The following is a 26,096-nucleotide window of genomic DNA, read 5'->3' on the forward strand; positions in this document are numbered from 1 at the left end:
TTTTCTTTTTAAGGTTAAACTTAAGCGGGTATTTTTTCCGCTTTTTCTCTTCTCTTCCAGTTACGGTGTTTAGCAATAGCTTTAATGAACTCTTCTGGTTTGCCATTTATAAAAATGGCTTCATCACCTTCTATATCCGTAATGGCGGTATTCTTTAAGAAATCTTCGGCTTCGCCGCTTACAGCAATAGCTTTACAGTGTTTATAACTTTCGTTTACGAACTTCGTAAATTTGGACTGTGCCGATAGCCCATCAATAGATGATTTGCCTCCTGGAATATAAATAGCATCAAACAGAACACTTTCCGTAGTCATAATTGCCGCATCAACTTGGTGCTCCATATCTTCATCACAAGTGACCGTACCACCGTGCGGTGCAATTAATTTAATCATGGCGCCTTCTTTTTCCAGAGCATCTTTTACGGTCTTGAATTGGCTCATACTAAAACCATCGGCTACCAAAACCGCAATCTGCCGTGTGGCAATAGAACTGAAATTAGTGTTCGCTTGACTAAGTTTAGGGGATTCACCCAAATAGTTCTTCTTCTCCGATGGCTGTTGCGCCTCTACATCTGCATCTGCACCAATAGCCTGATTTATGGGTTCTTTGATGGAAGAAGGAACCTTCATACCTAGATTGCCCGCTACTTTTTTAGCGAGGTCAGAATCAATCTTATCAATCAAATAAAGCATTCGCTCCTTTATATGTTTGATGTCACATTTACCTAATTCAAATGAGTAGGCGCTAATAACATGTTCTTTTTCCCAATCAGAAAGACTTCTATAAAAAAGAGCGGGTTGGGAGAAATGATCGTTAAAACTTTCGCTCCGAGTTCTAATTTTCTTGGCATCAATACGCTCTTGGTAAGATTCAAAACCTCCTTCTTCAACAGATGAAAGGTATGGACAACCCCCACCAATTGAATTTGGGAAATAAGCAGTTCGTCCTTTTGGAATCTCGGTTTGCATATGACCGTCCCGTTGGTTGTTACGAGCTTCTACTACCGGTTTGTTAATTGGTATTTGGTGAAAATTATGTGTACCCAATCTAGAGAGTTGGGTATCTCTATAAGAGAACAACCGGCCCTGTAAAAGGGGGTCATTTGTGAAATCTATACCTGGTACAATACTTCCTGGCATGAATGCAACCTGTTCTGTCTCTGCGAAGAAATTTTCCGGATTTCTATTCAAGACCATTTTACCTACTATTTTAACAGGTACCATTTCTTCAGGTATTAGTTTGGTAGGGTCCAAGAGGTCAAAATCATATTTGTGTTCATCTTCCTCTGGAACTATCTGTAACCCTAGTTCCCATTCAGGATATTCTCCGGCTTCAATAGCATTCCATAAATCTCTTCGGTGAAAATCCGAATCGGCGCCACTAATTTTAACGGCCTCATCCCAAGTAACGGAGTGTACTCCTAATTTAGGTTTCCAATGAAATTTTACAAAATGAGCCTTACCTTCTTTATTTACAAGTCTAAATGTATGTATGCCAAATCCTTCCATCATACGATAACTACGTGGTATGGCCCTGTCGCTCATTACCCAAATATGGTTGTGAAGTGTTTCCGGTGTAAGTGAAACAAAGTCATAGAATGTATCATGGGCAGAGGCCGCTTGCGGAATTTCCTGATGTGGCTCAGGCTTGACCGAATGAATCAAATCAGGGAATTTCATGGCATCCTGTATAAAAAAGATGGGCATGTTGTTTCCAACTAAATCCCATGTGCCTTCGTCTGTATAAAATTTTACGGCAAAGCCCCTTACATCCCTTGCCAAATCTGTAGACCCTTTTGATCCTGCAACGGTAGAAAAACGCACAAAAACAGGAGTTTTCCTAGATGTATCGGTAAAAATACCGGCTTTGGAATATTCCTCTATACTTTCGTAAAGTTCAAAATAGCCATGTGCTCCGCTTCCTCGGGCATGGACAATTCGCTCCGGAATACGTTCGTGGTCAAAGTTGTGAATTTTTTCACGTAGCAGAAAATCCTCCAATAACGTAGCTCCTCGCGGTCCGGCTTTTAAAGAGTTGTTTGTATCGTTTACTTTGAGTCCTTGCCTAGTGGTTAAGGGCTTGCCCTCATAATCAACAGTAGATTTCTTTAGTTGCTCTTCTTTTTTTGTGCTTGTGTTTTTATCAGCTTTCATATAAAGTTCATTTTAAGGGATGTTCTTATGGGATTCTTTTTGAGTAAAAAGATTATGGCAATGCTCAACATTGGAATGTTTAGGTTTTCTAATTTTCTGTTAGCGCCCTTATGTGAGCTAACGCAAGAAGGTCTCCTTGAATTTTTGTGTAATGCTCTACTAATAGTATGGTTAACTTGTCCGGTAGGTCCATATCGATCATACACTCACAAATTTCCAAAGCCTTTCTGTGTAGCAAGTCTATATTAATATTGCTGCCTGTAGTAACAGCTAAATAATTTTTGCCGTATAATTGGTTATGCCATGCGTAAAGTTCAGAGAGTTCAACGTTCTGTTCCTGTCTTATGGCAGTATGCCAAATGTCCAGAATGAAGTTGGACCGCTCAATAGCGCATTGCTCCATAAACATTCGCATAAGGGGCGTTTTGGATTTTACCGCACCTTCAATGCATCTCAGTTCGCTAATGACATACACCTTTAATAGTTGCTCAAGACATTCCATCCTTATAATTATTGATTTTCAAGCTAAAATTAGGGAAGAGGCCAAGAATTGATTGGCTGTAAAAAAATCATTATTAGTGCAAATGCTATTTGAAATTTCGATTTTATAAATAGCTTCATAAAGGTATGAAGCTCAATGCTCCATTTTTTTGTGTTAACTATTAGTGCGATGTAATCGATCATCAAGGTGTAGTTCCTATAACTTGCTGTAAATTTTAAAATTCAATACAATGAAAATACAAGCATATTTAGCATTTGATGGAAATTGCCAAGAAGCACTTAATTTTTACGCAGACCTATTCGACGCCGAAATAAAAAACAGGCAGACCTATGCCGATAAAAAGATAGATGTACCCTCTTCTTATCGTGACCGTTTGCAACACGCCGAATTAAAAGGTAAAGGCATTCATTTTATGGCATATGATGCCGCACCGGATACACCGCTAACTGAAGGAACAAAGATTCATTTGAGTATAGACCTTAATGATAGGAAAGAAGCGGAAAGTCTATATGAGCAATTGTCTTCAGGAGGTCGTATACACCACGAACTAAGGGAGCGCGAATGGAACGCGTTATTTGGACGCTTTACGGACCGTTTTGGTATTAATTGGATGATAAATTGCGATTTAAATTAGATTCAACTTGCAATTTGAAATAATAGGGGAGAGGTAGTATCAATTTTTTGAAAAACTGAATTTATGGAGGAGTGGTTTAAATTTTCATGGGAAGCGTTTGGCGCCATTTGTATCACGGCAGTAGGAATTTATATAGCCGTGATTTTAATGACACGAATATGTGGCAAGCGCAGTTTTTCTAAAATGTCGAGTTTTGATTTTGCAATGACCGTTGCCGTCGGGTCAATCATAGCTACAACGATACTATCCAAGTCTGTAAGTCTTACAGATGGGATTGTTGGTATTGTAACAGTTTATTTGTTGCAAATGGGAGCGGCTTTTGCCAGACGGAACGACACTGTTAAGAAGTTAATGGACAACACCCCATTACTACTTATGGACGGTGAAATTATTTTGGAAGAAAACCTTCGGAAAGGCCGTGTTGCAAAATCCGATTTAAGGGCCAAATTAAGAGAGGCCAATGTAACGGAGCTCTCCGAAGTTAAAGCAGTAATATTTGAAACCACCGGAGATATTTCCGTACTCCATAAGCAGCATGATAGGCCTGTAGAAGATTTCTTACTTAGCGATGTAGCAAGAAATTAGTACAGGTTTAATTAAAATTAAAGAAATAAGAAAGGCATTCCATATTGGAATGCCTTTCTTATTTCATATCAATTAAGTTCATTTTTCAATTGAAAGTGATCATGAAATTTTATTCCATAAAATAATTTTGAAGGAAGCTCATAAGATGAAGAGAGAATCATTGATTTTATGAGTTGAGATAATAAGTGTTTAACTAAAAGGAAAGGTTATGCAGGATTTTGAATACAAGTACACTATTAAGAACAGAATTACGGGAGAAACACTTTTTTCAGGGATAGATGATATTAGTCAAATAGGAAGTTTATCTCAGGATAGTTTCTTTCAATACATCGCCACAGAGGCAAAAATGAAACGTTTGGGCGAATGCAAACTTGAAAACGAAGATTACATCTGTATCGTAAGGTTTGGAAGCGTGCAAAAGGTGGCATAGAAAGTATAAAATTCATTGCGTCCAAACCTTATCCTTTAGCATTGATCAAAGGCTAAGGTTTGTTCTAAATTTGAATGTACGCCAAACGGTAGGCGTTTAAGTTACCGGAAAAATAAAAGAGATATGAATAACGATATAAAAGAAATTGAAGATAGTATAAATGATATTATACAAAAGAACGAAGATGCCATTAAAGGGTATGAAAAAGCAGCTGAGAATTCAGAAGAAATAGGGCTTAAGAGTTATTTCCAGAATAAATCTATAGAACGCAGAAACTTTCTTGTAGAATTGAAAGCTGCGGCACCTGCCTTAAAAACTAGAGATGATATAGACGGAAGTGTTACCGGAGCTATGCATAGGGCTTGGATGGATGTTAAAACATTCTTTTCGGGCGATAGTGATGAGGCTATGTTGGAGGAAGCTATACGTGGTGACAAAGCCGCTATTGATGAGTATAATGAAGTATTAGGAGATACACATTTACCCCTTGAAGCCGCTGCGGTAATTAGAAAACAACGCGATTGGTTGATGGACGATCTTAAGACTATTAAAACTTTGGAAGACGTTAGATAGTTTTTAATTTTTCGGGAAAATTTAAAGCCCCTTTTCAGGGGCTTTTTTTATGCAAGTAACCTCGGATTTAAGGAGTTCTTCTGTTTTTCTTGAGGATATTGAATTCATTACTTTTAATAACATATCCTACACGGATCATGCTGTTGTACTGCTTGTAGTTAATTAGATTTTCTGTATGGCCGGCAAACCATTCCAGCATAATGTATTGATTGGATTTGTGTTTGAAAGGACGATAATGAAGCCGGGTCTGAATCATCCCCCTAGTGTCTAAATTTAACCCTTTTCTGACCTTTACCTCAAATATAAGTTTGTCAGGAATAAAATCATGGGATAGGCTCACTTCCCCTAGTCCCACGTAATCCAACAAGTCCGGATTTCCTGATTTATATCCAAAAGGCAACCATCCTTTTACATGAAGGAGTGTTTTCTTGCCAATAAGAGTGGAATATTTCAGGCTAAGTCGGTTCCAACTTCTAGAAAAAATACTGTCCCTACCATTAGACTCGTGCTCAAAAACAAGATTGGCCAGTCCGTTAATTCTATCATCGGAATCATAAAAAGCTTTACCAACACCTATGGTGGGGTTAAAATTGATTTCCTTAAAAGGATAGGAATCTTTATAGATATCCCAAAAAGCTTTTTGGCTGTAGGTTAAGTATAGATAGGTGTCCCACGGTAAAATACTACGGGTAATAATCTGTTTAAAACTAACTTGGTATTTGGCATTTGCGGTAGAGCTATTAATGGGTTTATTAGTGGGTACACCCGTAACAAAGTAATTGTCTTTGTGAATGGTAAACCATGGAATATGCTGCATGGTGTCGCGCATTTCTTCTCGGCTAAGAGCTTGCGCATTTAGATTGGCAGATAAAAAAAACGAGCCCAGTAAAAGCCAAAGAGAGATTTTCAGTTTCATAGTGTGGTTTGTTAGAATGCAAAAATAACCTTATAAAACGGCTCCTTTTAGCGTTTTCACTACGAAACGTGACGGATATAAGCTCTACGGATATATACTACTTAAAAACGTTACCTTGGTATTTATAAAGATGCAATGAGTTCCTCCAGATTATCACTGCGTTGCAATCCCATTTTTTTGCGTAAACGATGTCTTGTGGTATGAACGGATTTGGTAGATATCCCCAATAATCTGGCCATGTCTTTACTGCTAAGGTTTAATTTGATCAAAGCACATATCTTTTGATCTGTTTGGCTAAGGTTGGGATAGGCGTTATTGAGTTTTTCGTAAAAGTTCTTGTTAACATCTGTAAACCGTAGTTTAAACTCTTCCCAGTTATTGGCGTTCCCTACAGATATTGACTTTAAGACTCTATTGATTTCAGAGACTTTTACATTACCGTTTTCGCCTTTTAATTCGGTTTTTAGCTTTTTTAGAAATTCATCTTTTTCAACTAGTTGTAGTGTAGATGCCGCCAACTCTTTGTTTTTGGTTTCCAAAAGCTGGTGGGCCTGTTCCATTTCAAGCGCTTTTGTTTTTTGCATCAACTGCTTCTCAACCTTGTGTTTGGAGCGAATATGTTTTACATAAACAAAGCCTATAATGATTACAAATATGAGCGAAGTACCCAAAATTATACGTTGAAGCAGTAAGATTTTATCCTGCTGCTCCAACTTTTCCATACGTTGCTGGCGTATAACCTCTTGTTGTCTTTGTTTTTCTACCCGGTATTCGTTCCTAATTTCCATAAGAGGAATATTGTTTTGACTTCTTCCATCAAAAAACTGGGCGTTCAAGGTTTTTGCTTTTTCCAAGGATTGATATGCCGCTTTATAATCTCCTTTCAACTTATAGTTTTCGGACAGTTTTTCGTAGATAAAAGGAGTGAAGTCAATATGACTCTGGTACTTGTCCGAAATGGCAATGGCTTTTTTATAATATTCCAAGGTCTTATCTATATTGCCTAACCTCTTATGGACCACTGCCACGTACGCGTAAATGAGAACCAAGTAAGAAGGTACATTATCTTTAAACCAGGGTTCTATGTCACTAAGCATTTGTAAAGCTTCATCATATTTTTTTTCCTCTCTTAGAACATAAGATTCTTCAAATTTTAAGAATGGTAGCGCAATTTTATCGGGTGTATCACCATAATGTGCATAGCAGCTATCCAAATATTTTTTTGCCATTTCAGGTTCATTAAGCCCTCTATAAGTATAAGCAAAGGTATAATAGTTCTGTGATAAGGAGGTTTTGGGCATGGTGCCATTTTCTACCGCTTTTTTCATAATGTCAAGGGACATCTGCAAGTATTTAAGAGCTTCTTCCTTACGTTTATTATAACTGTACATAGCTCCAAGTCTGCGGTATATATGGGATTTAACCACAACATTTTCAGAATTGTCCGCTAGGCTAAGGGCGGTCCATACAGTTTCATAAGCTTGGGCATAGTGAGCTTGATGACTGTAGACATCCATCAATTTTAATAGTGTCCAAACGGACTTTAATGTATCTCCCTTGACTAAATTGGCCGAAACAACGGATTTTAAAGAATCTATTTGTTTTGTAGTATGCTGAGCGGAAAGCGTATCTGTATTTTCAATAGGGATGTTTAGAGGAATAGAAGAATCTTGAGCCCTGAGTTTTATCCCAAGGACAACGAGAAAACCAATAAGAATATAATAACGCATTAGCTTTTTTGTATGAAACATATACCTCAAACTTTTAAATGTCCTTAACCATAATCATAAATACAACTTTGTATCAAGAATCAAATCATAAATGTTCAAGATATAAAGAATGGGTAACATCAAGTGTAACTAATTTCTTCTATTTATCAAAATAATCAAGATATACTATCTAACTAGCGGTGCATTGGAAATATAATTTTTTAGACCTAAATAGTCTTGTAAAACTGGGTATATAAGGCTTTTAAAATAGAAGTTATACGATTATTATATTGGTATTTTGTTCAAATAGAACTTTACATAAACTCAACATAGCCTAAAGAAGACATTTGTGGTATTAAAAACACCCCATAAGTTCTAATTTTATAAAGAGAAAAACTTGCATAAGGTTGTATTCGTAATTTTGATGAAAATTTTGAAACTATGAGGACTTTGATTTTTGTATTGGTATGGATGATGGCGGTTAATTTTGTTGCTGCTCAGGAGAAAAGTTATGAGGCAGATTGGCAATCCCTGAAAAAGCATGAAACACCAGACTGGTTTAGGGATGCAAAATTTGGTATTTATTGCCATTGGGGACCCTATTCCGTGCCAGCTTATGAGAATGAATGGTATTCACATTGGATGTATACATCGCCCGATAACCCCGAACACAAGCAGGGAAAACGTTTTTATGAGCATCATACACAAACCTATGGCCCCTTAAACGAGTTTGGGTACAAAGATTTTATTCCCATGTTCAAGGCAGAAAAGTTTAATGCAGCCCAGTGGGCGGATCTCTTTGAAAAAGCAGGAGCCAAGTTTGCGGGTCCTGTATCCGAACATGCCGATGGCTTTGCCATGTGGGATAGTAAACTCACCCGTTGGAATGCTAAAAATATGGGGCCTAAACGGGATATAATGGGAGAATTGGCAAAAGAAATAAGAAAGCGGGACATGAAATTTATTGCAACCTACCACCGCCAATGGTTGTTTGGTTGGTTTCCTACTTGGGATGAATCTACAGACGCATCAAATCCGGAATATGCAGATTTGTATGGTCCAAAATTAAAGAAAGGAGATTTTCAATATCCGTTGAGCACAAAGGAATTAGACGAAGGTTCAGATAGATATTATCCCGTAGGTGATAAAAAGTTCAACGAAGAATGGTTGGCTAGGTTAAAAGAAATTATTGATAACTATAATCCAGATTTGGTGTGGTTCGATAATAAAATGGATGTTATTGATGAAGCGTACAGAAAAGAATTTCTCTCTTATTATTATAATCATGCAGAAAGGAACCAGCAGGAGGTAGTTGCTACGTATAAATTTTATGATTTTGCAAAAGGTACCGCAGTGCTGGACGTTGAGCGGGCCAGAATGAGTGAAATGAAGGATTTTCCATGGTTAACGGATGATTCTATTGATTGGAAAGCTTGGAGCCATATAAGCAACCCGGATTACAAAAGTGCGAACCGAATTATAGACTTTTTGGTAGATGTAGTAAGTAAGAATGGTTGTTTGTTGTTGAATATTACCCCCAAAGCAAACGGGGAAATACCTGACCCGGTACAGGAACGCCTTTTAGAGATAGGAGAGTGGTTAAAGCTAAATGGAGAGGCTATATATGGTACACGTCCGTGGGAAGTATATGGTGAAGGGCCTGCAAAGGTAATTGAAGGCCATCTAAGTGAACGAAAGAACCCGGATAACACAGCCGATGATATTAGGTTTACTAAAAAGGGAGACACGCTGTACGCTATACAATTAGATTGGCCAAAAAATGGAAAGACGGTCATAAGAACTTTGGGAAAGGAGAAGAATCTTCTTAAAGGAGAAATTAAGTCTGTTGAATTATTAGGGTCTACGGAAAAACTAATATTTAGTAGAGAAAAAGACGGATTACACATTAATTTACCCAAAGAACCTGAAGGAAAACATGCTTATGTTTTTAAACTAACCTTCTAATCTGTATTGTTTTTATGTCCTTTGGAAATAAAATGCAAAGAATTTTATATTGATAGAGGCTTGCGGCTTCTTAACGTATGTTATTCAATTTTAAGTTTTAAAGAGGTCTCCTACAGATCATATGTTATACTCTAAACCATATGTTATACTCAAAGTAGGTGTGTTAATGGGTTTATTTTTTCAGTAGCTCTAGGGTAATAAAGAGAATGGTTAAAACCGATAGGAATTTAGTGAAAGACCATAGTTTATGGGCTTGATTATTCATTTTTAATACGTATTTGCCTCCCTTTTTTTGGATTTCACTCCTTAATTTTAACATTTCTCTAATTGACCTTTTTGTAGAGTTGTCTATACCATGCAATCTTTTAAAAAAGCTTTGTATATAGGGGAGGGAGGAGGTGTTGTTCATAGAGAATATACGTTTTGTCAAGTTTTTGTCAAGCACCTTTTTTAGGAGTAAATTAACAATATCTCTATTTTGGACACCAATTACAGTGTATATGAAAATTTACAGCACACTTAATTGGTAATCTAATAAACAAACTTTACTCATTTTAAACCAACTCGTATTATGGAAAGAAACAATCACGCGCCTCTCAACAATCCTCCCCCCATTTTAGAACAGGTGTTCCTTAACATGTATTCCTAAAAAAAATGGACAGCTTGTTCATTTCCTTTTGAGCAATTAATTGGTTTAGCTTAAAACCAACTCATTTTTAAATGTTCAGTCAAGAGGGGTGGAATGTATGGTCTAGATACAATGAAATAAGAAAATAATATAGGTTTTGAATTGGAATACAACCTTCTTAACAAGGTTAAACCTACTTCATGGTTTCATTGGTCATTTTTAATATTTAACAAGAAAATTATATGAATTTCAAAAACATTTTTCATTTTAAATCCCACGCTTTTCGGTTGGGATTATTCTTGGTCTTTTGTCTAAGTACGGCAATAGCACAATCTCAAACAGTTAGTGGTACCGTATCTGCAGATGATACACCTTTGCCGGGAGTAAGTGTGGTGGTCAAGGGCACTAATACCGGGACCGTTACAGATTTTGATGGTCTTTATTCAATAAAGGCAGAACCTAGTGACGTATTGGTATTCAGTTACATTGGTTTCAAAACCAAGGAAGTCGCCATCAGCGGAAAAAAATCGGTTAACGTAACGATGCAAGAAGATGTATCCGCGTTGGATGAAGTAGTCGTTGTTGGTTACGGGGCCCAGAAAAAGAAGGAATTGACAGGTGCGGTAGCGCAAGTGAAGTCGGAAGAGTTAATGAAAACATCAACATCCGATATTGGTGCCGCTTTACAAGGTCAGATTGCCGGGGTAAACGTAACGGCCAGTTCGGGTTCTCCTGGAGCGGAAGCTAATGTACAGATTAGGGGGCTTACTTCCATTAACGGGGCCAATAGACCACTATATGTTGTAGATGGTATTCCTTTTGAAGGAGATCCAAAATTAAGTATCAATGAAATAGAAACCATAGATGTTCTAAAGGATGGAGCTTCGGCGGCAATTTATGGTACACGTGGTGCAGCCGGTGTAATCTTAATTACCACTAAAAGGGGTAAAGAAGGACAAATGAAAATTGCGGTAGACAGCTATTATGGTCTTCAAAATATTACTTCGGGAACGCCCTTGTTGAACGTGGAGGATAGACTATATACGACATTCGTTCAATCTGCTGCGTTAAGTGAGAGAAGATATGGTAATACATGGACTACCATAGAACAGAGTCCTCATTTCCTGACCAACAATACGGATTTGGTGAGTGTGGTAGAAAATGATATGGCACCTATCCAAAACCATAGTCTTAGGCTATCAGGAGGTAAAGACGGTCTTACGTACAATGTTACTGGAAACTATTTTGATCAAGAAGGTGTTGTGATCAAATCGGGTTACGAGAGATTCAACGTTAGGGCCAATACACAGTTTAAAAAAGGAAGATGGGATATAACTACGGCCCTTTCCTTTAGAATAGAAGATAGGGAGTATGAGCCTTGGGGACTTTTAAGAAATGCAATAGGGTATAACGCTTACCAACCCCTTATAGATCCAAATACGAGCGTGTTAGAAAATGCGGGAGATGGCAGCGGGGCTAATAACCTCTCTTTTTTAGGATATCAATTTTTGCAAGAAGATAACCAAGAGAATCAATATTTTGATGGAAATTTAAGTGTTACCTACAATATTACAGATAACCTTAAATTCACTTCAAGGGTGGCCTCAAGTTATGACAACGGTACTAGAATTACCGTTAACCCTAAATTTATCGCGTATAGAGATGATGGTACAGAAGTAACATCTCAACGTTCAAGAATAAGAAATTTAAGTTCTTTGGCCAAAAAATCTACTTGGGAGAACATTATCAATTACCAGAAAAGTTTTGGGGATCATAACATCAACTTAACGGGGGTATATTCATCGGAAAAGTACAGTTACTCAGAATTCTTTGCGGAGAAGAGCGATTTGGCTTCCAATGATATTACGGTACTTAATGGTGCCACTGCAGACCCTAATGTGGGGTCGGGTAACAACCAATGGACACAAGATCGTACCAGCACTTTAATAGGTATGTTGGCCCGTTTACAATATAACTATAAAGGAAGATATCTGTTGAACGCTTTTGTAAGACATGATGGGTCTTCTAAATTTAAAGAAGAACCATGGGGTGTGTTTCCTTCTATATCTGCCGGATGGAACGTTTCCGAAGAGAAATTTTGGAAACCTTTTAAGAATACCGTTTCCTCATTTAAGTTAAGAGGAAGTAGAGGTACGGCAGGTAACCAAGGTATTGCAGATTATACATATACACCTACCATTACATTAGATAATGATTACGTACTTGGCGCTGGAGATAATCAGAATTTATTGTTAGGGGCTACGCAAACTGGTTTTGCCAATCCATTGGTAAGCTGGGAAACTTCGGTTTCATTGAACGGAGGTTTGGACATGGGCTTTTTTGACAATAAGTTAACCTTGTCCGCAGATATGTATGAAACCAAAAAAGAAGATATGTTATTCCCAGTATTATTGCCGCCTACTGCAGGTGGAGGTCAAAATGCTGAGGTTACGCTAAATGTGGGCGATATGACCAATAAGGGTATGGAATTTGCCATGAACTATCGCCATTCTGGCAAATTTTCTTGGAATGCCGGTGTAACATATACCAAGAACGAAAATGTTATTACTAAAATGAGTGGTAGTAACAAAATCATCTATTTTGATGATAGTAGTATTTCCGGACATGACAATGATCAGGATTTGGTATCTGCATTGGCAGAAGGGTATGAAGGCGGTGCTTTCTTTTTAATAGAGACCGATGGTACTATTAAGAACGAAGAAGAATTGGCGGCCTACCAAGAAATTGTACCTGATGCAAAATTAGGAGATTTAAAGTATGTAGATTTTGATAAGAACGGCTTAATAGATATTAACGACCGTCAATATATGGGTAGTGGTACTCCTGAATTTGAAATGGGCTTTAACTTTTCGGCCTATTATAAAGCAATGGACTTTTCAATGCAATGGTACGGTGCCTTTGGTGCAGAAATTATAAATGGTAACAAAGCATTGGCTTATAAGGTAGCTAACCATCAGGATTTGGTCTATCAATGGACTCCGCAGAACAACACATCTGATATTCCTGTAAACAGAAATGCCACACATAACAACTTTAGAGGACAGACAGACTATTGGTTGGATGATGGAACTTTTGCCAGATTACGTAACATTTCTTTAGGGTATACTATACCTAGAGATTACACGGAGAAGTTGGGTATCACCAAGTTTAGGGTATATGTAGCTGCGCAAAACCTTTTTACCATTACCCAGTATGATGGGTATGACCCAGAAGTTGGGAACAATGGTCTTAGTACAAGAGGTATTGATAAAGGGACCTATCCTGTAAGTTCTCAAATACGAACAGGGCTTCAAATTGAATTTTAACAGAATTTGATATGAAGATGAATAATTCCGATAAAAAAAATGAAAAAATGATAGTTATGAAAACAACGATAACAAAACGGTTACTTTTAATAATCGTGCCCATGTTAGCTTTTTGGAGCTGTTCTGACGACTTTTTGGAGCAAACCAATCCTAACCAAATATCTACCGAGACTTTCTGGAACAATAACAAAGACTTAGGACAAGGTCTAACCGCTACCTATAAAGGTTTGGCGAGTTCTCAGAACATTCATTTGGTAGCGGAGTTGGCACGTACAGATCTTGCCTGGTCAAGTGGGTACCAACGCCCCAATAATACAAACCCATATTATTTACAGATTTTTAATGATGCCAATAATGAAATAAACCAAAAATGGAGTGCCAACTACACAACCATTTTTAGGGCCAACCAAGTTATAGAAGCTGCTGAGAAATTAGCAGAGACCTATACTACGGAAGACGAAAAGGAAGAAGGTCTTAGTATTTTGGCCCAAGCAAGGTTCATAAGAGGGTATATATATTTTAATCTGTACAATTCTTTTAACGGAGGTGCGGTTCCTATTTATGATTTTGTACCGGTAGAAGAGAGTGAGTTTTATCAATCTATAGCTACTGCAGAAGAGGTCAAGGCTTTCTATTTGGAAGATTTAAAGTTTGCATCAGAGAACCTACCTATTTCTTGGGAAGGCCAGGATAAAGGACGTGTTACTGCGGGTGCGGCCGTTGCCGTAATGGGACAATCATATTTATATGCCGGTGATTATGAAACCGCAGCTACACTTTTTAAAAGTGTTATAGATGACTTTGGTTACGCATTAACACCTAACATAGGAAGCAACTTTACAACTATGGATGAGTTTAATGAGGAATCTATTCTAGAAATAGGGTACTCATTGGATTACAAAAATGAATTGGGCCCTTGGGATGGGAGAGATGTAGCAAATTCTGCCTATGTAAGACAATTTACGGGAGGTGATGGCAAATGGTTTGGAGCTGTATTGGCAAACTGGTTAATTTTAAAATATAGGAACGACCCTTTAGATTTTTCAGACCCTCGTAACAAGGTTGTAGATGAAGATGGTAATGAAAGCTTTAGAAAGTTTAGCCTGCGAACCTCTTGGTCCGTTGCTTTAGTGGATGATAAGGATATGGGATATTACTTGAGAGAAGAAACCGGACAAGCCTCAAATTTTAATGTTCGTATGACCGCTTTTTGGCGTAAGCATACCAACTGGGATATTACTAGATCGGAAGAAGAGCTTTCTCCAGGTAAGGTAAGGTCAGGAGTAAACGAACGTTTAATTCGTCTAGCTGAAATTTATCTTCAATATGCCGAGTGTCAGATAAAGTTAGGAAACATAGACGAAGCCTTAACTTATATCAATAGGGTTAGAAGAAGGTCTGGAGTGCAGTTGTTAGGTTTAGCAGGTACTGGAGAGTTTCCGGCAAATGACCATGACAATGTAGCTTATGATGCCCAAAGTTTAATGGAACATTTAATGTTTACCGAATTGCCTTTGGAACTATCTGCTGAAGGAGATGGAAATAGAAATGTAGACCTTAGAAGATGGGGCGTTAAGGCGGATCGTTTTAAAGAATTGGCTCAAAGACGTTATACGGCCGATCACTACAAATTGCTGGATGAAGACGGTAAAGAGGTAACCCGATGGGCTTCAATTGTTAAGGAATTGCCTGTTGGTGATCCTGATATTGACGAGAACTGGAACGAATTTCAGGAAGCATCTTCAAATTATAACGAAGCGTTACATGCGTATTGGCCATTGCCAAATTCTGAAATCATATCTAACCCGCAATTGAATAATTAAAATTGACGGTTACAGTGATGACATCAATGAAAAATGCAAAAAGCAAGAAATTTAAAAAGTATAAAATGAAAAACGCAATAAGAATTTTAGCCGTCTTGGCCATCCTGTTTGTAGGATGTGACGATAATGAGTACGAGGCGCCTTTTCCTTTCTCCGACATAGGCTTCTATACCAGCAAGGGTACGTTAAATGACCTTCAAGTAAATTTGGACGATTTTGTGTCTTTCACGGATTTATCCCAAGGTGCAGTATCCCATTCGTGGAGAATTGATAAAACGGATGTTTTTCTTGAGGGTCCTATAGATAGGACAGATACAATCCTTGATCAGTTCATAATAGAGCCTAGAAGCACAACGTCGTTTGAGAAAACCGTTCATGTGCAATTCAAAACCTCCGGAATGAAAAAAGTAAGGTTGTACAACACTTTTAATGAAATGGTAATCTTTAAAGGTAATCGCGGAGATGTAGATTATGAGATGCCGGCCAAGAAAGAAGGAGACCTTTATGTTATAGACACTACTTTTTTAGTAAAGGTCTATCCTAAACTTGTACCTAAAATTAAAGTTAGAAATGGCGATGCGGTTGTAAATCATGAAGCAACGGATACAGTGTATATAGAGGCAGGTAATACTATGGAGTTTACTGATCTGTCTACTATTGGCGAGCCTACAGGTCGCTCATGGAACATAAGAAGAGCTTTGAAGCCGGGTGAGGAAGTTGCGGAAAATCCTGTTGTAAACAGTAGCGGAGATTCATTGGCCAATATTGCCTTTAATAAATTGGGAGCTTTTAGGGCTACGATGAACCTGTCCCGTTCAGGTCAGAACATTCCTGGTGATTCAGAAACCTATGTTATGAACGCACCAATTAGGGTAATCCCTTCATCTCAACCATTTGAACTTACCGGAGAAATCCGCGAATTGGAAGATGAAACCATACAAGTACCTTACAATGGGGAGTTTGCTTCATTTGGAGGACAAGAGGAGTTCTTTACGGTTATGGTAAACGGAGAAGCCTTTGAAATTGCTTCTGTAGCGGTAAATGCAAATGATGCTACAAAAATGGATATCAAATTGGCGGCTCCAATCTATCGTCCTGACGTAATCACGGTTTCCTATGCAGGTGGTAGTATAGAATCTTCAGATACTAGGGAGGCATTGCCTTTTACGGATGAGCCTGTAATAATGAGTACGGTTAATTTAATTCCCGCAGCTATTGCAGGGTTGGAAACAGGAGCTGATAGTTGGGTGCCATATTGGAGTAATAAGGGAACGGTTGAGTATTCTACGGAGCAAGCAGCAACCGGTGAATATAGCTTAAAATTAAAAATTGAGGCAGGTCAGGATAATGCTGAAGCCAGTGCTCCGTTCGACAATCCAATAATTTTTGAAGAAGGTAAAACCTATACCGTTTCGTATAAAATGTACATTGCACCAGGTGGCGTAGGTACAGATGGTGGTACACATACAGGTCTGTTTTTGTTACAGAATTGGGGTTTCCAATTTTGGAACAATTTTGCACATCCTGTAGGAGAATGGAAGACCCATACTGTAGATTACACGAGTACAACACCGTTATCTCAGTTCTATTTGAGAATTATTCCTAATGCAGAAAAAACTACTGACATGACCGTATACTATGATGATTTCTCTATCATAGAAAAAGAAGAAAGACCATAATTCCCCACAAAGTAGTTTGTTTGAGTTTAAGGGAGAATTGAAAGATTCTCCCTTTTTTTTCATTTAGAAATCAAACTTTAAAATGAACAAGAAAGTAAAAACTATGAATAGAAATCAACTAGCATTAATGCTTTGTTGTGTCTTGTTGGGAAGTTGCGGTACGGGTTCAAAATTTGATAATTCTACGGAATTGCCCGTAGATCAAGAACAGAAAGCAGAGGACCAGCAGGAAGAGGAACAAGAAACCGTTCCACCGGATACTAATGAAGTCAACTGGAAAGAAATTCCGGTACCCGCTAATGCAGGGCCGGATATGGTTTGGGAGTTTCAAGAAATGTCAGATGATTTTGAATACCAATCCCCAGGAGATAATAAAGGAGATATTTTTTTTGAAAAGTGGGATGACTTTTACCACAACGGATGGTCAGGGCCCGGCCTCACGGAATGGAGAAGGGAACAGTCTTATGTAGCAAACGGGGAACTACAAATGTGGGCTACTAGAAAACCAGGTTCAAAAAAAATGAACATGGGCTGCATTACATCAAAAACAAGGGTAATCTATCCGGTATATATTGAGGCTAGGGCAAAGGTTATGAACTCTACTTTAGCGTCGGATGTATGGCTTCTGAGCCCAGATGACACCCAAGAATTGGATATCCTAGAGGCTTACGGTGCAGACTATTCGGAAAGCGCGCAAAAGGAACATTCGTATTTCTCCAAGAAGATTCATATCAGTCATCATGTATTCATTAGGGAGCCTTTTCAGGACTATCAGCCCAGAGACGCGGGAACTTGGTTTGAAAACGGTACCGTTTGGAACAGGGATTTTCATACATACGGAGTCTATTGGAAAAACCCATGGCACTTAGAATATTATATAGACGGAGAATTGGTGAGAACCGTTTCGGGAAAGGATATTATAGACCCCAAATATTTCACAAATACAACGGATCCGGGAAATACGCAGGTAGATACCCGCACGGGCCTTAGTAAAGAAATGGATATTATTATTAATACTGAGGATCAAACATGGCGTTCTAGCCCAGCTTCTGGTTTAGCATCGGACACGTATACCCCAACAGATAAGGAGTTAGAGAATATAGATAACAACACGTTTAGGGTAGATTGGATTAGGATCTATAAGCCTGTAGCTAAATAGATTTTTCATTTTTATTGAATTGTTAGAGCGTATGGACGTTCTTAAATTAAACCATAGGTAGTTCCCCCAATTAAATTGGTACCTATGGTTTTTTTGTGCTTTCTACTCAAAAAGGTGACAATGGTCATATGATATCAATTATCTTTTTTTAGCATTAAAAACATTACGTAAAACGGTTGACCTAAGGTTGTTTTTTAGTTAATTTCAAGGTGTAATTAGTACTTCTCTTATATAAAATATCAATATGGAATACATAGATTACTATAAAGTATTGGGGGTAAGTAAGAATGCCACGGAAAAGGACATCAAGAAGGCATATAGAAAAATGGCCCGAAAGTATCACCCTGATGTCAACCCCAATGACGTTGAGGCAGAGAAGAAATTCAAGGAAATAAATGAGGCCAATGAGGTCTTGGGTAATGCCGAAAATCGAAAAAAATACGATCAATACGGAAAAGACTGGATGCATGCCGAAGCGTTTGAGAAAGCCAAAGCACAACAGCAAAGTTCACGGGGTAGTGGCGGCCAGAGCTATGAACAGAATTTTGGCGGCGGGGATTTCTCAGATTTTTTTGAATCAATGTTCGGAGGAGGTGGATTTTCTCAAGGTGGATATACTTCAAATAGAGGACAACAGGTAAGATATAGAGGGCAGGACTTGAATGCGGAACTTCGCTTGCAATTAAGGGATGTATACACGACTCAGAAGCAAACCTTAACAGTTAATGGTAAGAACATAAGAATAACTATCCCTGCTGGTATTGAAAACGGACAGACCATAAAAATTTCGGGTCATGGCGGTCCGGGAAGAAATGGAGGCCCCAAGGGAGACTTGTACCTCACTTTTGTAATAGATAATAATACCACGTTAAAACGAGATGGTAATGATTTGTACAAGACGGTAGACCTAGATTTGTATACTGCAATATTAGGTGGTGAAATTACCGTAGATACTTTTGATGGTAAGGCAAAACTAAAGGTAAAGCCGGAAACGCAAAGTAATACCAAGGTAAAGTTAAAGGGGAAAGGTTTTCCTGTTTATAAGAAGGAAGGGCAGTTTGGGGACCTTTTTATTACCTATAACGTTAAGACACCTACAAATCTTTCTGATCAAGAAAAGGCACTTTTCAAACAATTGGCATCACTTAAAAGTTAAGATTATGCAACAAGAAGAATACGTATCCGTAACCGAGTTTTGTAATGGCCATAGCATTTCATCAACGGTCATAAGTCAGCTGAATGAATTTGGTCTAGTGAAAATCATACAACGTAGTGATAGTTTGTATATTCCTATGGAGGAACTTCCCAAGGCGGAGAAAATATTGAGATTGCATACCGATCTTAACATTAACCTAGAAGGGGTTGAGGTAATCACGAGATTACTGAAGCGCATAGAACGAACCGAGGAAGAGCTTATAAGGCTTAGGAACAAATTAAGCTTATACGAATAGCGAAGCAGTTGCACGACAATAGAAAAGCAACGAATTAAATTTGGAATTCATTGTTGGGTTTCCCTTGTTGGCGATAGTTTGCCTGATGTTCTTTGGGCAGTGTTCCGTACACTTTCTTAAAACATTTTGTAAAATAGGACGCCGTATTAAATCCGGACATGTAGAGAATTTCTTTAACGGTAAGATCTGTAGTCTCCAATAATTGCTTGGCTCTTTTAAGTCTAAAACGTCTAATGAACTCTCCGGTAGAAAGGCCGGTAAATTCCTTAAATTTATTGTAAACGGCACTTCTGCTCATAGACAAGGCCGCCGTAAGCGATTCAGCATTGAACTCCGCATCCATAATATTCATTTCCAAAAGCTCAATAACACGGTTTAGAAATTCTTGATCAGGTGAGGTAACCTCAATTTCACTTGGAGAAAGGGATACTTCACGTTGCATATAGTTCCGTAATTCTTTTCGGTACCGCATGATATTGTTCAGCTTCACTTCTAGGTGCTCCAAGTTAAATGGTTTGGTAAGGTAATCGTCCACCCCAATTTTTAGGCCTTCTAGCTGACTGTCATCATCTGTCTTTGCCGTAAGAAATACAATGGGGATATGATTATATTCTACCTGTTTTTTAACCTCCTTGGCAAAAGATATACCGTCCATAGTGGGCATCATGATATCACTAATGATAATATTGGGCATATGGGTTTTTAAGATTTCAAGCCCGTGTTGGCCATTTTCTGCTTCCAGTATTTCATACTTTCTATAGAGGCCACTTTTTATAAAAGCCCTGAGGTCTGCATTGTCTTCAACAACCAATAAGGTTGGCTTTTCATCAGAAGTCAGAAGTTCTGTTTCGTCTTCGGTTTCAAAATTTACCTCTTTAAGGTGGTCCAAATTAGGAACGACCATGGCCTTGGTAGACTCGGAACCTATAATTTTATCATCTTTATAAAAATCAAATTTCTTAGGAAGGTAGAATATGAAATTGGCTCCTTTCCGGGTTCCTTTTTCAACCAGAATTTCGCCATGATGCCGCTGGACAAGGCTTTTTGTAAGGGCAAGGCCAATACCCATGCCGTAAGTATTCCTATTTTCGGCGCTATCGTCATTAAAGAAACGGTCAAATATTTTCTCTAGACTAGCAGATGAAATGCCGTTGCCATTATCGCGTACCTCTATTTTTACGTATTCCTCTCTTGTCTGGTCTATTTCTTTGGAGGTGTTGCTTACAACGATGGATATTTCACCTCCATCAGGAGTAAATTTGAAAGCATTGGATAATAAATTGTTCATTACCTTTTCCAATGCATCCGGACTGAACCAAGTAATAAGAGTGGGCTCGTCACAAACTAGCGAAAATTTAATTGATCGGTTGGTAGCCAAGAAATCAAAAGATTCTTTTATCTCATGTATGTTTTTTAGAATGTTGAAGTAACCAACTTCTAAAACCATTTTCTTCTGTTCTATTTTCTGAAAATCCAATAATTGGTTTACAAGCCGTAGCAATAAAGATGAGTTTTTCTGCATAAGCCTATATTGGTTCAGGCGTTCTTTAGGCTCTATAATGTCGTTGTTTTTTTCCAAGAACTGCAACGGGCCGTTCAATAGGGAAAGGGGTGTTCTAAATTCATGCGAAACATTGGTAAAAAACTCCATTTTCATTTTGTTGAGCTCATCTGCCTTTTGTTTGGTAAGATGGTTCATGGTAAGTTGGTGTTTTTCCTCTATTCGGATCAGGGTAAATTTACCAAAGGCATAAAGCAATGAAATAGCCAAAAGGGTGTACAGAGCATATGCCCAAGTAGTTTTCCAAAATGGCGGGGCAATAACAATTTGTAATGCGTCTGGTTCTAGGTTCCAAAAACCATCGCTATTGGCCGCTTTCACCTCAAAAGTATAAGTTCCAGGTTCTAAATTGGTATAGGTGACTAAATTTCTGTTGTTGGAGGCAACGGACCATTCATCTTGAAAACCTTTTAACCTATATTGATATTCATTTTTGTTAGGGGAAGAGAAATGCAGCGCAGAGAACCCCAATGAAATATTATTCTGGTTATGGTTAAGGTTTACCTTGTTAGCGGTTAAAATGGTCTGGTCTAATATTTCCTCGTCCGCTATTTTTTTGTTCGGAAGCACAAGCTTATTGTTCAACAGAAAACGGTCTATGTGAATTTCGGGCGGAATCTTATTTTGCTTAATTTTTCTTGGATAGAAGGCGTTAAAACCATTGACACCGCCAAAAATTAGTTGTCCATCGGATTTTTTCAATGATGTTAATTCTTCAAACTCATTACTTTGTAAACCGTCTTCAACGTCATAATTTTTAAAGGTTTCGGTTAAAGGGTCAAATTTTGAAATACCGTTATTTGTAGAAATCCAAAGGTTACCGTCATCATCTTCTTCAATACTTTTAATTACATTGTTGGGAAGCCCATCAGCTTCCGTATAGGCTTTAAAAGATTCTTTTTCCGTGGTTTTGTCTACAATAAGCTTATTTAGTCCTCCACCCAGGGTTCCTATCCAAATTGTACCTTTTGAACTTTCAAAAATAGGGAGGATATAGTTGTTACTTATACTGGTTGAATCATTTGCGATTACGGAAAAATACTGGAACTGTGGATTTTCTTCTTGTAATTGGTCTGCGGGCAGTTTGTTTAACCCTTTTCCAGTACCTACCCATAGGTTACCCTTGCTATCTTCAACTATATTGCGAATAATCTTGCTTGTAAAATTATGGGAGCTATCAAAATTTTCAACCGTCTTGTACGGTGCATGTCTTGCACGAAAAAGCCCTTTAGAATAGGTGCCGTACCAGACTTGCCCAAATCTGTCCGTACACATACTGAACACGGTAGACTTTATTTTATCGCTAAACGTAACCTTTGGGTTACGGCTAGGAGTGGTAATATCTATTTGATAGACACCTTGCGTACCCGAGTTTCCTAGTTCCAGAATTTTTTTGTCGTCCACTTTAATCTCGTTCATGGAGAAAGCAGCGTTTACACGGCCTAATTGTCTAAAGTTTGTAAACGTACCGTCACTTGCTTCTTTTAGGAGGAAGTTTAGTCCGCCCCTGGTGCCAAACCAAAGAGTACCGTTGCTATCTTCGTAAATGGATTTTACAATGTTATGGCCCAATGTTCCTGGGCGTATGTCTCCCAAGTAATGGTTAAACTGCTTGCCGTTCAGGTCTAATTTGTTAATTCCTGTACCAAACGTCCCTATCCATAGAACCCCTGTTTTATCGATTAACAAAGACCGCACATAGTCGGAACTTAAACTTGAACTATTTTCAAAACTATTATCATGGTGTTTTTTTAGCAATAAGGTATCGGTTTTTAACCGATACTGATTCAGGCCACTTTTGGTCCCTCCCCAAAGTCTGTTTTTTGAGTCGATTACCATTTTTAGAATAGTCTCGTTTCCTATTCGCTTTAGTTGAAAATTATTAGGGTCGTCGGATTCGGTGGGGGTGAAAATGCCGTTAGAGGTTGCAAGAACCATTTGGCCGTTGGGGCTTTGCCCCATACTTCTTACGACAACCGTATCTGTATGTACCCGAACAAGCTGAGGAATTTCACCTTTATCTTCTTTGGTGGTTTTTAAAATTCCAGAGGAGGTTCCAACCCATATAGTTCCTTGTTGGTCTTTGAATAAGGCAGAAGTTGGTTTTTTTAGAATAACAGGGTTCTCAGCATTAGGAAAATTAAAGGAGAGGGTTTTACGACCGGTTACTATCTGAGCCACCTGCAAACCACCGTCTGTTCGTGCCCACAGCCTATTTTCGTCGTCAATAATTATGCTCTTAACAATATCTGAGATAAGTCCGTTGGAATTATCTTTCCCTACCATAAAAGAGTGGAATCTTCCTGTTTTTCGTTCGTAGAAATTAATACCGTAACCGGCCGTCCCGATCCAAAGATTGCCTATAGAGTCTTCGGCAATGGCACTTATTAAGTTGCCGCTTATTGCATAAGGGTTTTTCGGGGATGGTTTGAATTTTCTAAAATTTCTGCCATCATAGCGGTTAAGACCATCATCCGTTCCAATCCATATGTAGCCATAGGAGTCTTGGTAAAGGGCTACCACATCATTCTGGGAAAGACCATCATTATTGTCCAAATGCTGAAAGTACGTCTCAGTTTGAGCGTTCAGGCCTAATGAAAACAATATCGCAAAAACGCCTGCCATTGTTCCAAGTCTTCTTGAACAAAGTCTAAATTTCGAAAATATATGAGCAGTACGAATAACTATTTTTTTTATGTGGATATGTCTTTGAACATCACCTAAATGAATTTCAATTTTTTAAGAGAATTCAGATAGGGTAAAAGCTTTGGATAATAAGAAACAAATAAAAATAACGTGAAACCATTGTTTTAGGTTGGTTTTTTCAGTTTAAAATCAAAAGTTTTAATCTTTTAAACATTTGTTTCATTCCTAGACGTTGAACTTGGGAACCATCCGTGCAAATACATGATATTTTTTGGTTATAGATACTTTTCTAGGATAAATATGACCAGAAGAACTAAACTAATTCTACACAAAAGACTTTTGTTCTACTATTCAAGCCAAAAGTCTTACCGTATTATAAAGATAATTGACATTTTTGAAGTATTAAGATTGTTTATTGTTACAACCAGACTTTCATTTTTTAAACTATAGCTAGTTATGAAGCTTAAATATGTGCTCCCAGTTTTTATTTTAATAATCAATATTGCGTGCAAAGGGCAACAGGAAACCCATCAAAAACCACCAAATATAGTTTGGATCGTTTCAGAGGATAACTCCAAACATTATCTAAAAATGTTTGATGAAAATGGTATTGAAACTCCCAATATTGAGGCATTGGCCCAGCATGGCATACAGTTTAACCGTGCCTTTTCAAATGCTCCTGTTTGTAGTGTAGCACGTTCAACTATAATCTCAGGGTGTTATGCGCCCAGGACAGGAGCTCAGTATCATAGGAGGTCGGAATTGGTTCCTATGCCGGACTCGTTACGAATGTTTCCTGCTTATTTAAGAGATGTCGGATATTATACCGCAAACAATAGTAAAGAAGACTATAATTTTGTTAAAAGTGATGATGCATGGGATGAATCATCGGGAAAAGCAACTTGGAAAAACCGTTCAGGGGACCAGCCTTTTTTCTATGTGCATAATATTGGAACTACCCACGAATCCAGACTACATTTTCCAGAGAGTGATTTAAGCGATTCGCCTACGCAAGCTGAAGTTAATGATTATAAGGTGCAACCTAACCATCCGGATACGGAATTGTTCAGGTACACTAATGCACGCTATCGTGATAAAATTGTGGAAATGGACGGTCAATTGGGGGAGGTCGTAAAAGCCTTGGAAGCCGATGGACAGCTAGAAAACACATTCATTTTTTATTACGGAGACCATGGTGGGGTATTACCAGGAAGTAAAGGGTATTTATATGAAACCGGACTTCATGTGCCTATGGTGGTCAGGATTCCCGAGAACTATAAAGACATGGTGGACTTAAAATCAGGAAGCCAAACAGACCGTTTTGTGAGCTTTATAGATTTGGCCCCAACTGTACTGAACTTAGCCGGTGCTAAAATTCCGGAACAAATAGACGGTAAACCGTTTTTGGGTAAGGATGTTAACACAGAAGAATTGAGCAAAGAAGATGTTGCTTATGGTTATGCCGATAGGTTTGACGAAAAGTATGATATGGTACGCTCCGTTCGTAAGGGCAAATACAAATACATAAGAAACTACCAGCCCTTTAATTTTGATGGGTTAATGAATAATTACCGTTACCAGCAAGCAGCCTATCGCGAGTGGGAAAAAATGTACGAAAAAGGAGCATTAAATGATAAACAGTCTACTTTTTTCAAATCACGTACACCTGAAATGCTTTTTGATGTAGAGAACGATTCTTATGAAACCGTGAATTTGGCCGCCGACCCTAATTTTGACATAAAGCTTTTAGAAATGCGTGGACTTCTAAACGATTGGGTAGAGGGTATGCCGGATTTATCTTTTTACCCCGAGTTCTATTTAGTGGAAAATGCTTTTAGTAATCCCGTAAAGTTTGGTAGAGCACATAAAAAGGAGATTCAAGATTATGTGGCAACGGCAAATATAATGTTAGAAGATGCTGCAACGGCCCAAACCAAGTTAAAGGAATTACTGGTTTCTTCAGACCCATGGCAGCGATATTGGGCATTGATTGTTTGCAGCAGCTTTGGAAATGAATTGAAAAGCTTAACTCCGGAAATAGAAAAAATAGCACAGAATGATGATCAAGGTGTAAATAAAGTTAGAGCTGCGGAGTTTTTAGGTATCACTAAAGCGGGAGACCCTGTTCCTGTTATGTTGGAAGCCCTTTATTCCGCTAAACATGAGACAGAAGCCTTGTTAATTTTAAATTCAATAGTACTTCTTGGTTCGTATGATTATGGATATGAATTTCCAATTGATATTAGTAAGATAAACCCAGAGTTTAGAACTGAGAAGTCAGAAGTTCTTCGTCGTTTGGAGTTTTTGAATCCTGAAATGAAATAACTCCCCAAGAATTATTTGTTCATAATTAAAA

General features: G+C 38.1%; 17 protein-coding genes. 12 read left to right on the forward strand and 5 right to left on the reverse strand.

The genetic code is table 11. The features are described from left to right. Positions 1 to 20: 20 nt before the first annotated feature. Positions 21 to 2,153 carry a catalase gene (locus KO513_RS15065; protein ID WP_215914104.1) on the reverse strand — a complete coding sequence of 711 codons (2,133 nt, stop codon included), beginning with the start codon at positions 2,151 to 2,153 and terminating at the stop codon, positions 21 to 23. An 88-nt stretch (positions 2,154 to 2,241) separates the two neighbouring features. After that, entirely contained in the window at positions 2,242 to 2,655 is a 414-nt protein-coding gene (locus tag KO513_RS15070) for a hypothetical protein (protein ID WP_215914105.1), read from the reverse strand. A 229-nt stretch (positions 2,656 to 2,884) separates the two neighbouring features. Here KO513_RS15070 and KO513_RS15075 point away from each other — a divergent pair, with 229 nt between their 5' ends. The 4 genes from KO513_RS15075 to KO513_RS15090 all read left to right on the forward strand — a co-directional run bounded on the left by KO513_RS15075 (position 2,885) and on the right by KO513_RS15090 (position 4,877). Next, entirely contained in the window at positions 2,885 to 3,289 is a 405-nt protein-coding gene (locus KO513_RS15075; protein WP_215914106.1) for a VOC family protein, read from the forward strand. A 63-nt stretch (positions 3,290 to 3,352) separates the two neighbouring features. Next, on the forward strand, positions 3,353 to 3,874 hold the full coding sequence (locus tag KO513_RS15080) for a DUF421 domain-containing protein (protein WP_215439637.1): 522 nt from the start codon (positions 3,353 to 3,355) through the stop codon (positions 3,872 to 3,874). A gap of 208 nt (positions 3,875 to 4,082) precedes the next feature. Next, complete coding sequence (locus KO513_RS15085) at positions 4,083 to 4,304, forward strand: hypothetical protein (protein WP_215439639.1); 222 nt, start codon at positions 4,083 to 4,085, stop codon at positions 4,302 to 4,304. A 123-nt stretch (positions 4,305 to 4,427) separates the two neighbouring features. After that, entirely contained in the window at positions 4,428 to 4,877 is a 450-nt protein-coding gene (locus KO513_RS15090; RefSeq protein WP_215914107.1) for a ferritin-like domain-containing protein, read from the forward strand. 67 nt (positions 4,878 to 4,944) lie between these two features. On the opposite strand, the gene KO513_RS15095 is transcribed toward KO513_RS15090, so the two are convergent. Then, complete coding sequence (locus KO513_RS15095; RefSeq protein ID WP_215914108.1) at positions 4,945 to 5,793, reverse strand: phospholipase A; 849 nt, start codon at positions 5,791 to 5,793, stop codon at positions 4,945 to 4,947. A 122-nt stretch (positions 5,794 to 5,915) separates the two neighbouring features. Beyond that, positions 5,916 to 7,544 carry a tetratricopeptide repeat protein gene (locus tag KO513_RS15100; protein WP_215914109.1) on the reverse strand — a complete coding sequence of 543 codons (1,629 nt, stop codon included), beginning with the start codon at positions 7,542 to 7,544 and terminating at the stop codon, positions 5,916 to 5,918. Between the two features lie 399 nt (positions 7,545 to 7,943). On the opposite strand from KO513_RS15100, the gene KO513_RS15105 reads away from it, so the two are divergent. The 7 genes from KO513_RS15105 to KO513_RS15135 all read left to right on the forward strand — a co-directional run bounded on the left by KO513_RS15105 (position 7,944) and on the right by KO513_RS15135 (position 19,533). After that, positions 7,944 to 9,467, forward strand: coding sequence for an alpha-L-fucosidase (locus tag KO513_RS15105; protein WP_215914110.1), 1,524 nt, complete (start codon positions 7,944 to 7,946; stop codon positions 9,465 to 9,467). 870 nt (positions 9,468 to 10,337) lie between these two features. Beyond that, positions 10,338 to 13,421 carry a SusC/RagA family TonB-linked outer membrane protein gene (locus KO513_RS15110; RefSeq protein ID WP_215914111.1) on the forward strand — a complete coding sequence of 1,028 codons (3,084 nt, stop codon included), beginning with the start codon at positions 10,338 to 10,340 and terminating at the stop codon, positions 13,419 to 13,421. 56 nt (positions 13,422 to 13,477) lie between these two features. Further along, complete coding sequence (locus KO513_RS15115; RefSeq protein ID WP_215914112.1) at positions 13,478 to 15,244, forward strand: RagB/SusD family nutrient uptake outer membrane protein; 1,767 nt, start codon at positions 13,478 to 13,480, stop codon at positions 15,242 to 15,244. A 65-nt stretch (positions 15,245 to 15,309) separates the two neighbouring features. Beyond that, a complete protein-coding gene (locus KO513_RS15120) occupies positions 15,310 to 16,923 on the forward strand; it encodes a hypothetical protein (protein WP_215914113.1) in 1,614 nt (537 codons plus the stop codon). A gap of 82 nt (positions 16,924 to 17,005) precedes the next feature. After that, positions 17,006 to 18,082 (forward strand): family 16 glycosylhydrolase, encoded by a 1,077-nt coding sequence (locus KO513_RS15125; RefSeq protein WP_252735862.1) that lies wholly within the window; start codon positions 17,006 to 17,008, stop codon positions 18,080 to 18,082. 244 nt (positions 18,083 to 18,326) lie between these two features. Continuing rightward, positions 18,327 to 19,238, forward strand: coding sequence for a DnaJ C-terminal domain-containing protein (locus KO513_RS15130; RefSeq protein WP_215914114.1), 912 nt, complete (start codon positions 18,327 to 18,329; stop codon positions 19,236 to 19,238). A 4-nt stretch (positions 19,239 to 19,242) separates the two neighbouring features. Beyond that, positions 19,243 to 19,533, forward strand: a complete 291-nt coding sequence (locus KO513_RS15135; RefSeq protein WP_215914115.1) for a chaperone modulator CbpM — start codon at positions 19,243 to 19,245, stop codon at positions 19,531 to 19,533. 34 nt (positions 19,534 to 19,567) lie between these two features. Here the strand turns inward: KO513_RS15135 and KO513_RS15140 are convergent, their stop codons facing one another. Then, positions 19,568 to 23,719: a hybrid sensor histidine kinase/response regulator transcription factor gene (locus tag KO513_RS15140; protein WP_215914116.1), complete on the reverse strand. Its 4,152-nt coding sequence runs from the start codon at positions 23,717 to 23,719 to the stop codon at positions 19,568 to 19,570. 477 nt (positions 23,720 to 24,196) lie between these two features. Here KO513_RS15140 and KO513_RS15145 point away from each other — a divergent pair, with 477 nt between their 5' ends. Next, complete coding sequence (locus tag KO513_RS15145; protein ID WP_215914117.1) at positions 24,197 to 26,065, forward strand: sulfatase family protein; 1,869 nt, start codon at positions 24,197 to 24,199, stop codon at positions 26,063 to 26,065. The last annotated feature ends 31 nt before the right edge of the window (positions 26,066 to 26,096 follow it).

Source organism: Zobellia sp. B3R18 (assembly GCF_018860715.1).
GTDB classification, from domain to species: Bacteria; Bacteroidota; Bacteroidia; order Flavobacteriales; family Flavobacteriaceae; genus Zobellia; species Zobellia russellii.

Coding starts and splice junctions, on each gene's coding strand:
- KO513_RS15140 (WP_215914116.1), bottom strand. CDS start 23,719: ATGGCAGGCGTTTTTGCGATATTGTTTTCATTAGGCCTGAACGCTCAA.
- KO513_RS15105 (WP_215914110.1), top strand. CDS start 7,944: ATGAGGACTTTGATTTTTGTATTGGTATGGATGATGGCGGTTAATTTT.
- KO513_RS15095 (WP_215914108.1), bottom strand. CDS start 5,793: ATGAAACTGAAAATCTCTCTTTGGCTTTTACTGGGCTCGTTTTTTTTA.
- KO513_RS15135 (WP_215914115.1), top strand. CDS start 19,243: ATGCAACAAGAAGAATACGTATCCGTAACCGAGTTTTGTAATGGCCAT.
- KO513_RS15065 (WP_215914104.1), bottom strand. CDS start 2,153: ATGAAAGCTGATAAAAACACAAGCACAAAAAAAGAAGAGCAACTAAAG.
- KO513_RS15145 (WP_215914117.1), top strand. CDS start 24,197: ATGAAGCTTAAATATGTGCTCCCAGTTTTTATTTTAATAATCAATATT.
- KO513_RS15080 (WP_215439637.1), top strand. CDS start 3,353: ATGGAGGAGTGGTTTAAATTTTCATGGGAAGCGTTTGGCGCCATTTGT.
- KO513_RS15130 (WP_215914114.1), top strand. CDS start 18,327: ATGGAATACATAGATTACTATAAAGTATTGGGGGTAAGTAAGAATGCC.
- KO513_RS15100 (WP_215914109.1), bottom strand. CDS start 7,544: ATGTTTCATACAAAAAAGCTAATGCGTTATTATATTCTTATTGGTTTT.
- KO513_RS15085 (WP_215439639.1), top strand. CDS start 4,083: ATGCAGGATTTTGAATACAAGTACACTATTAAGAACAGAATTACGGGA.
- KO513_RS15070 (WP_215914105.1), bottom strand. CDS start 2,655: ATGGAATGTCTTGAGCAACTATTAAAGGTGTATGTCATTAGCGAACTG.
- KO513_RS15110 (WP_215914111.1), top strand. CDS start 10,338: ATGAATTTCAAAAACATTTTTCATTTTAAATCCCACGCTTTTCGGTTG.
- KO513_RS15090 (WP_215914107.1), top strand. CDS start 4,428: ATGAATAACGATATAAAAGAAATTGAAGATAGTATAAATGATATTATA.
- KO513_RS15120 (WP_215914113.1), top strand. CDS start 15,310: ATGAAAAACGCAATAAGAATTTTAGCCGTCTTGGCCATCCTGTTTGTA.
- KO513_RS15125 (WP_252735862.1), top strand. CDS start 17,006: ATGAACAAGAAAGTAAAAACTATGAATAGAAATCAACTAGCATTAATG.
- KO513_RS15075 (WP_215914106.1), top strand. CDS start 2,885: ATGAAAATACAAGCATATTTAGCATTTGATGGAAATTGCCAAGAAGCA.
- KO513_RS15115 (WP_215914112.1), top strand. CDS start 13,478: ATGAAAACAACGATAACAAAACGGTTACTTTTAATAATCGTGCCCATG.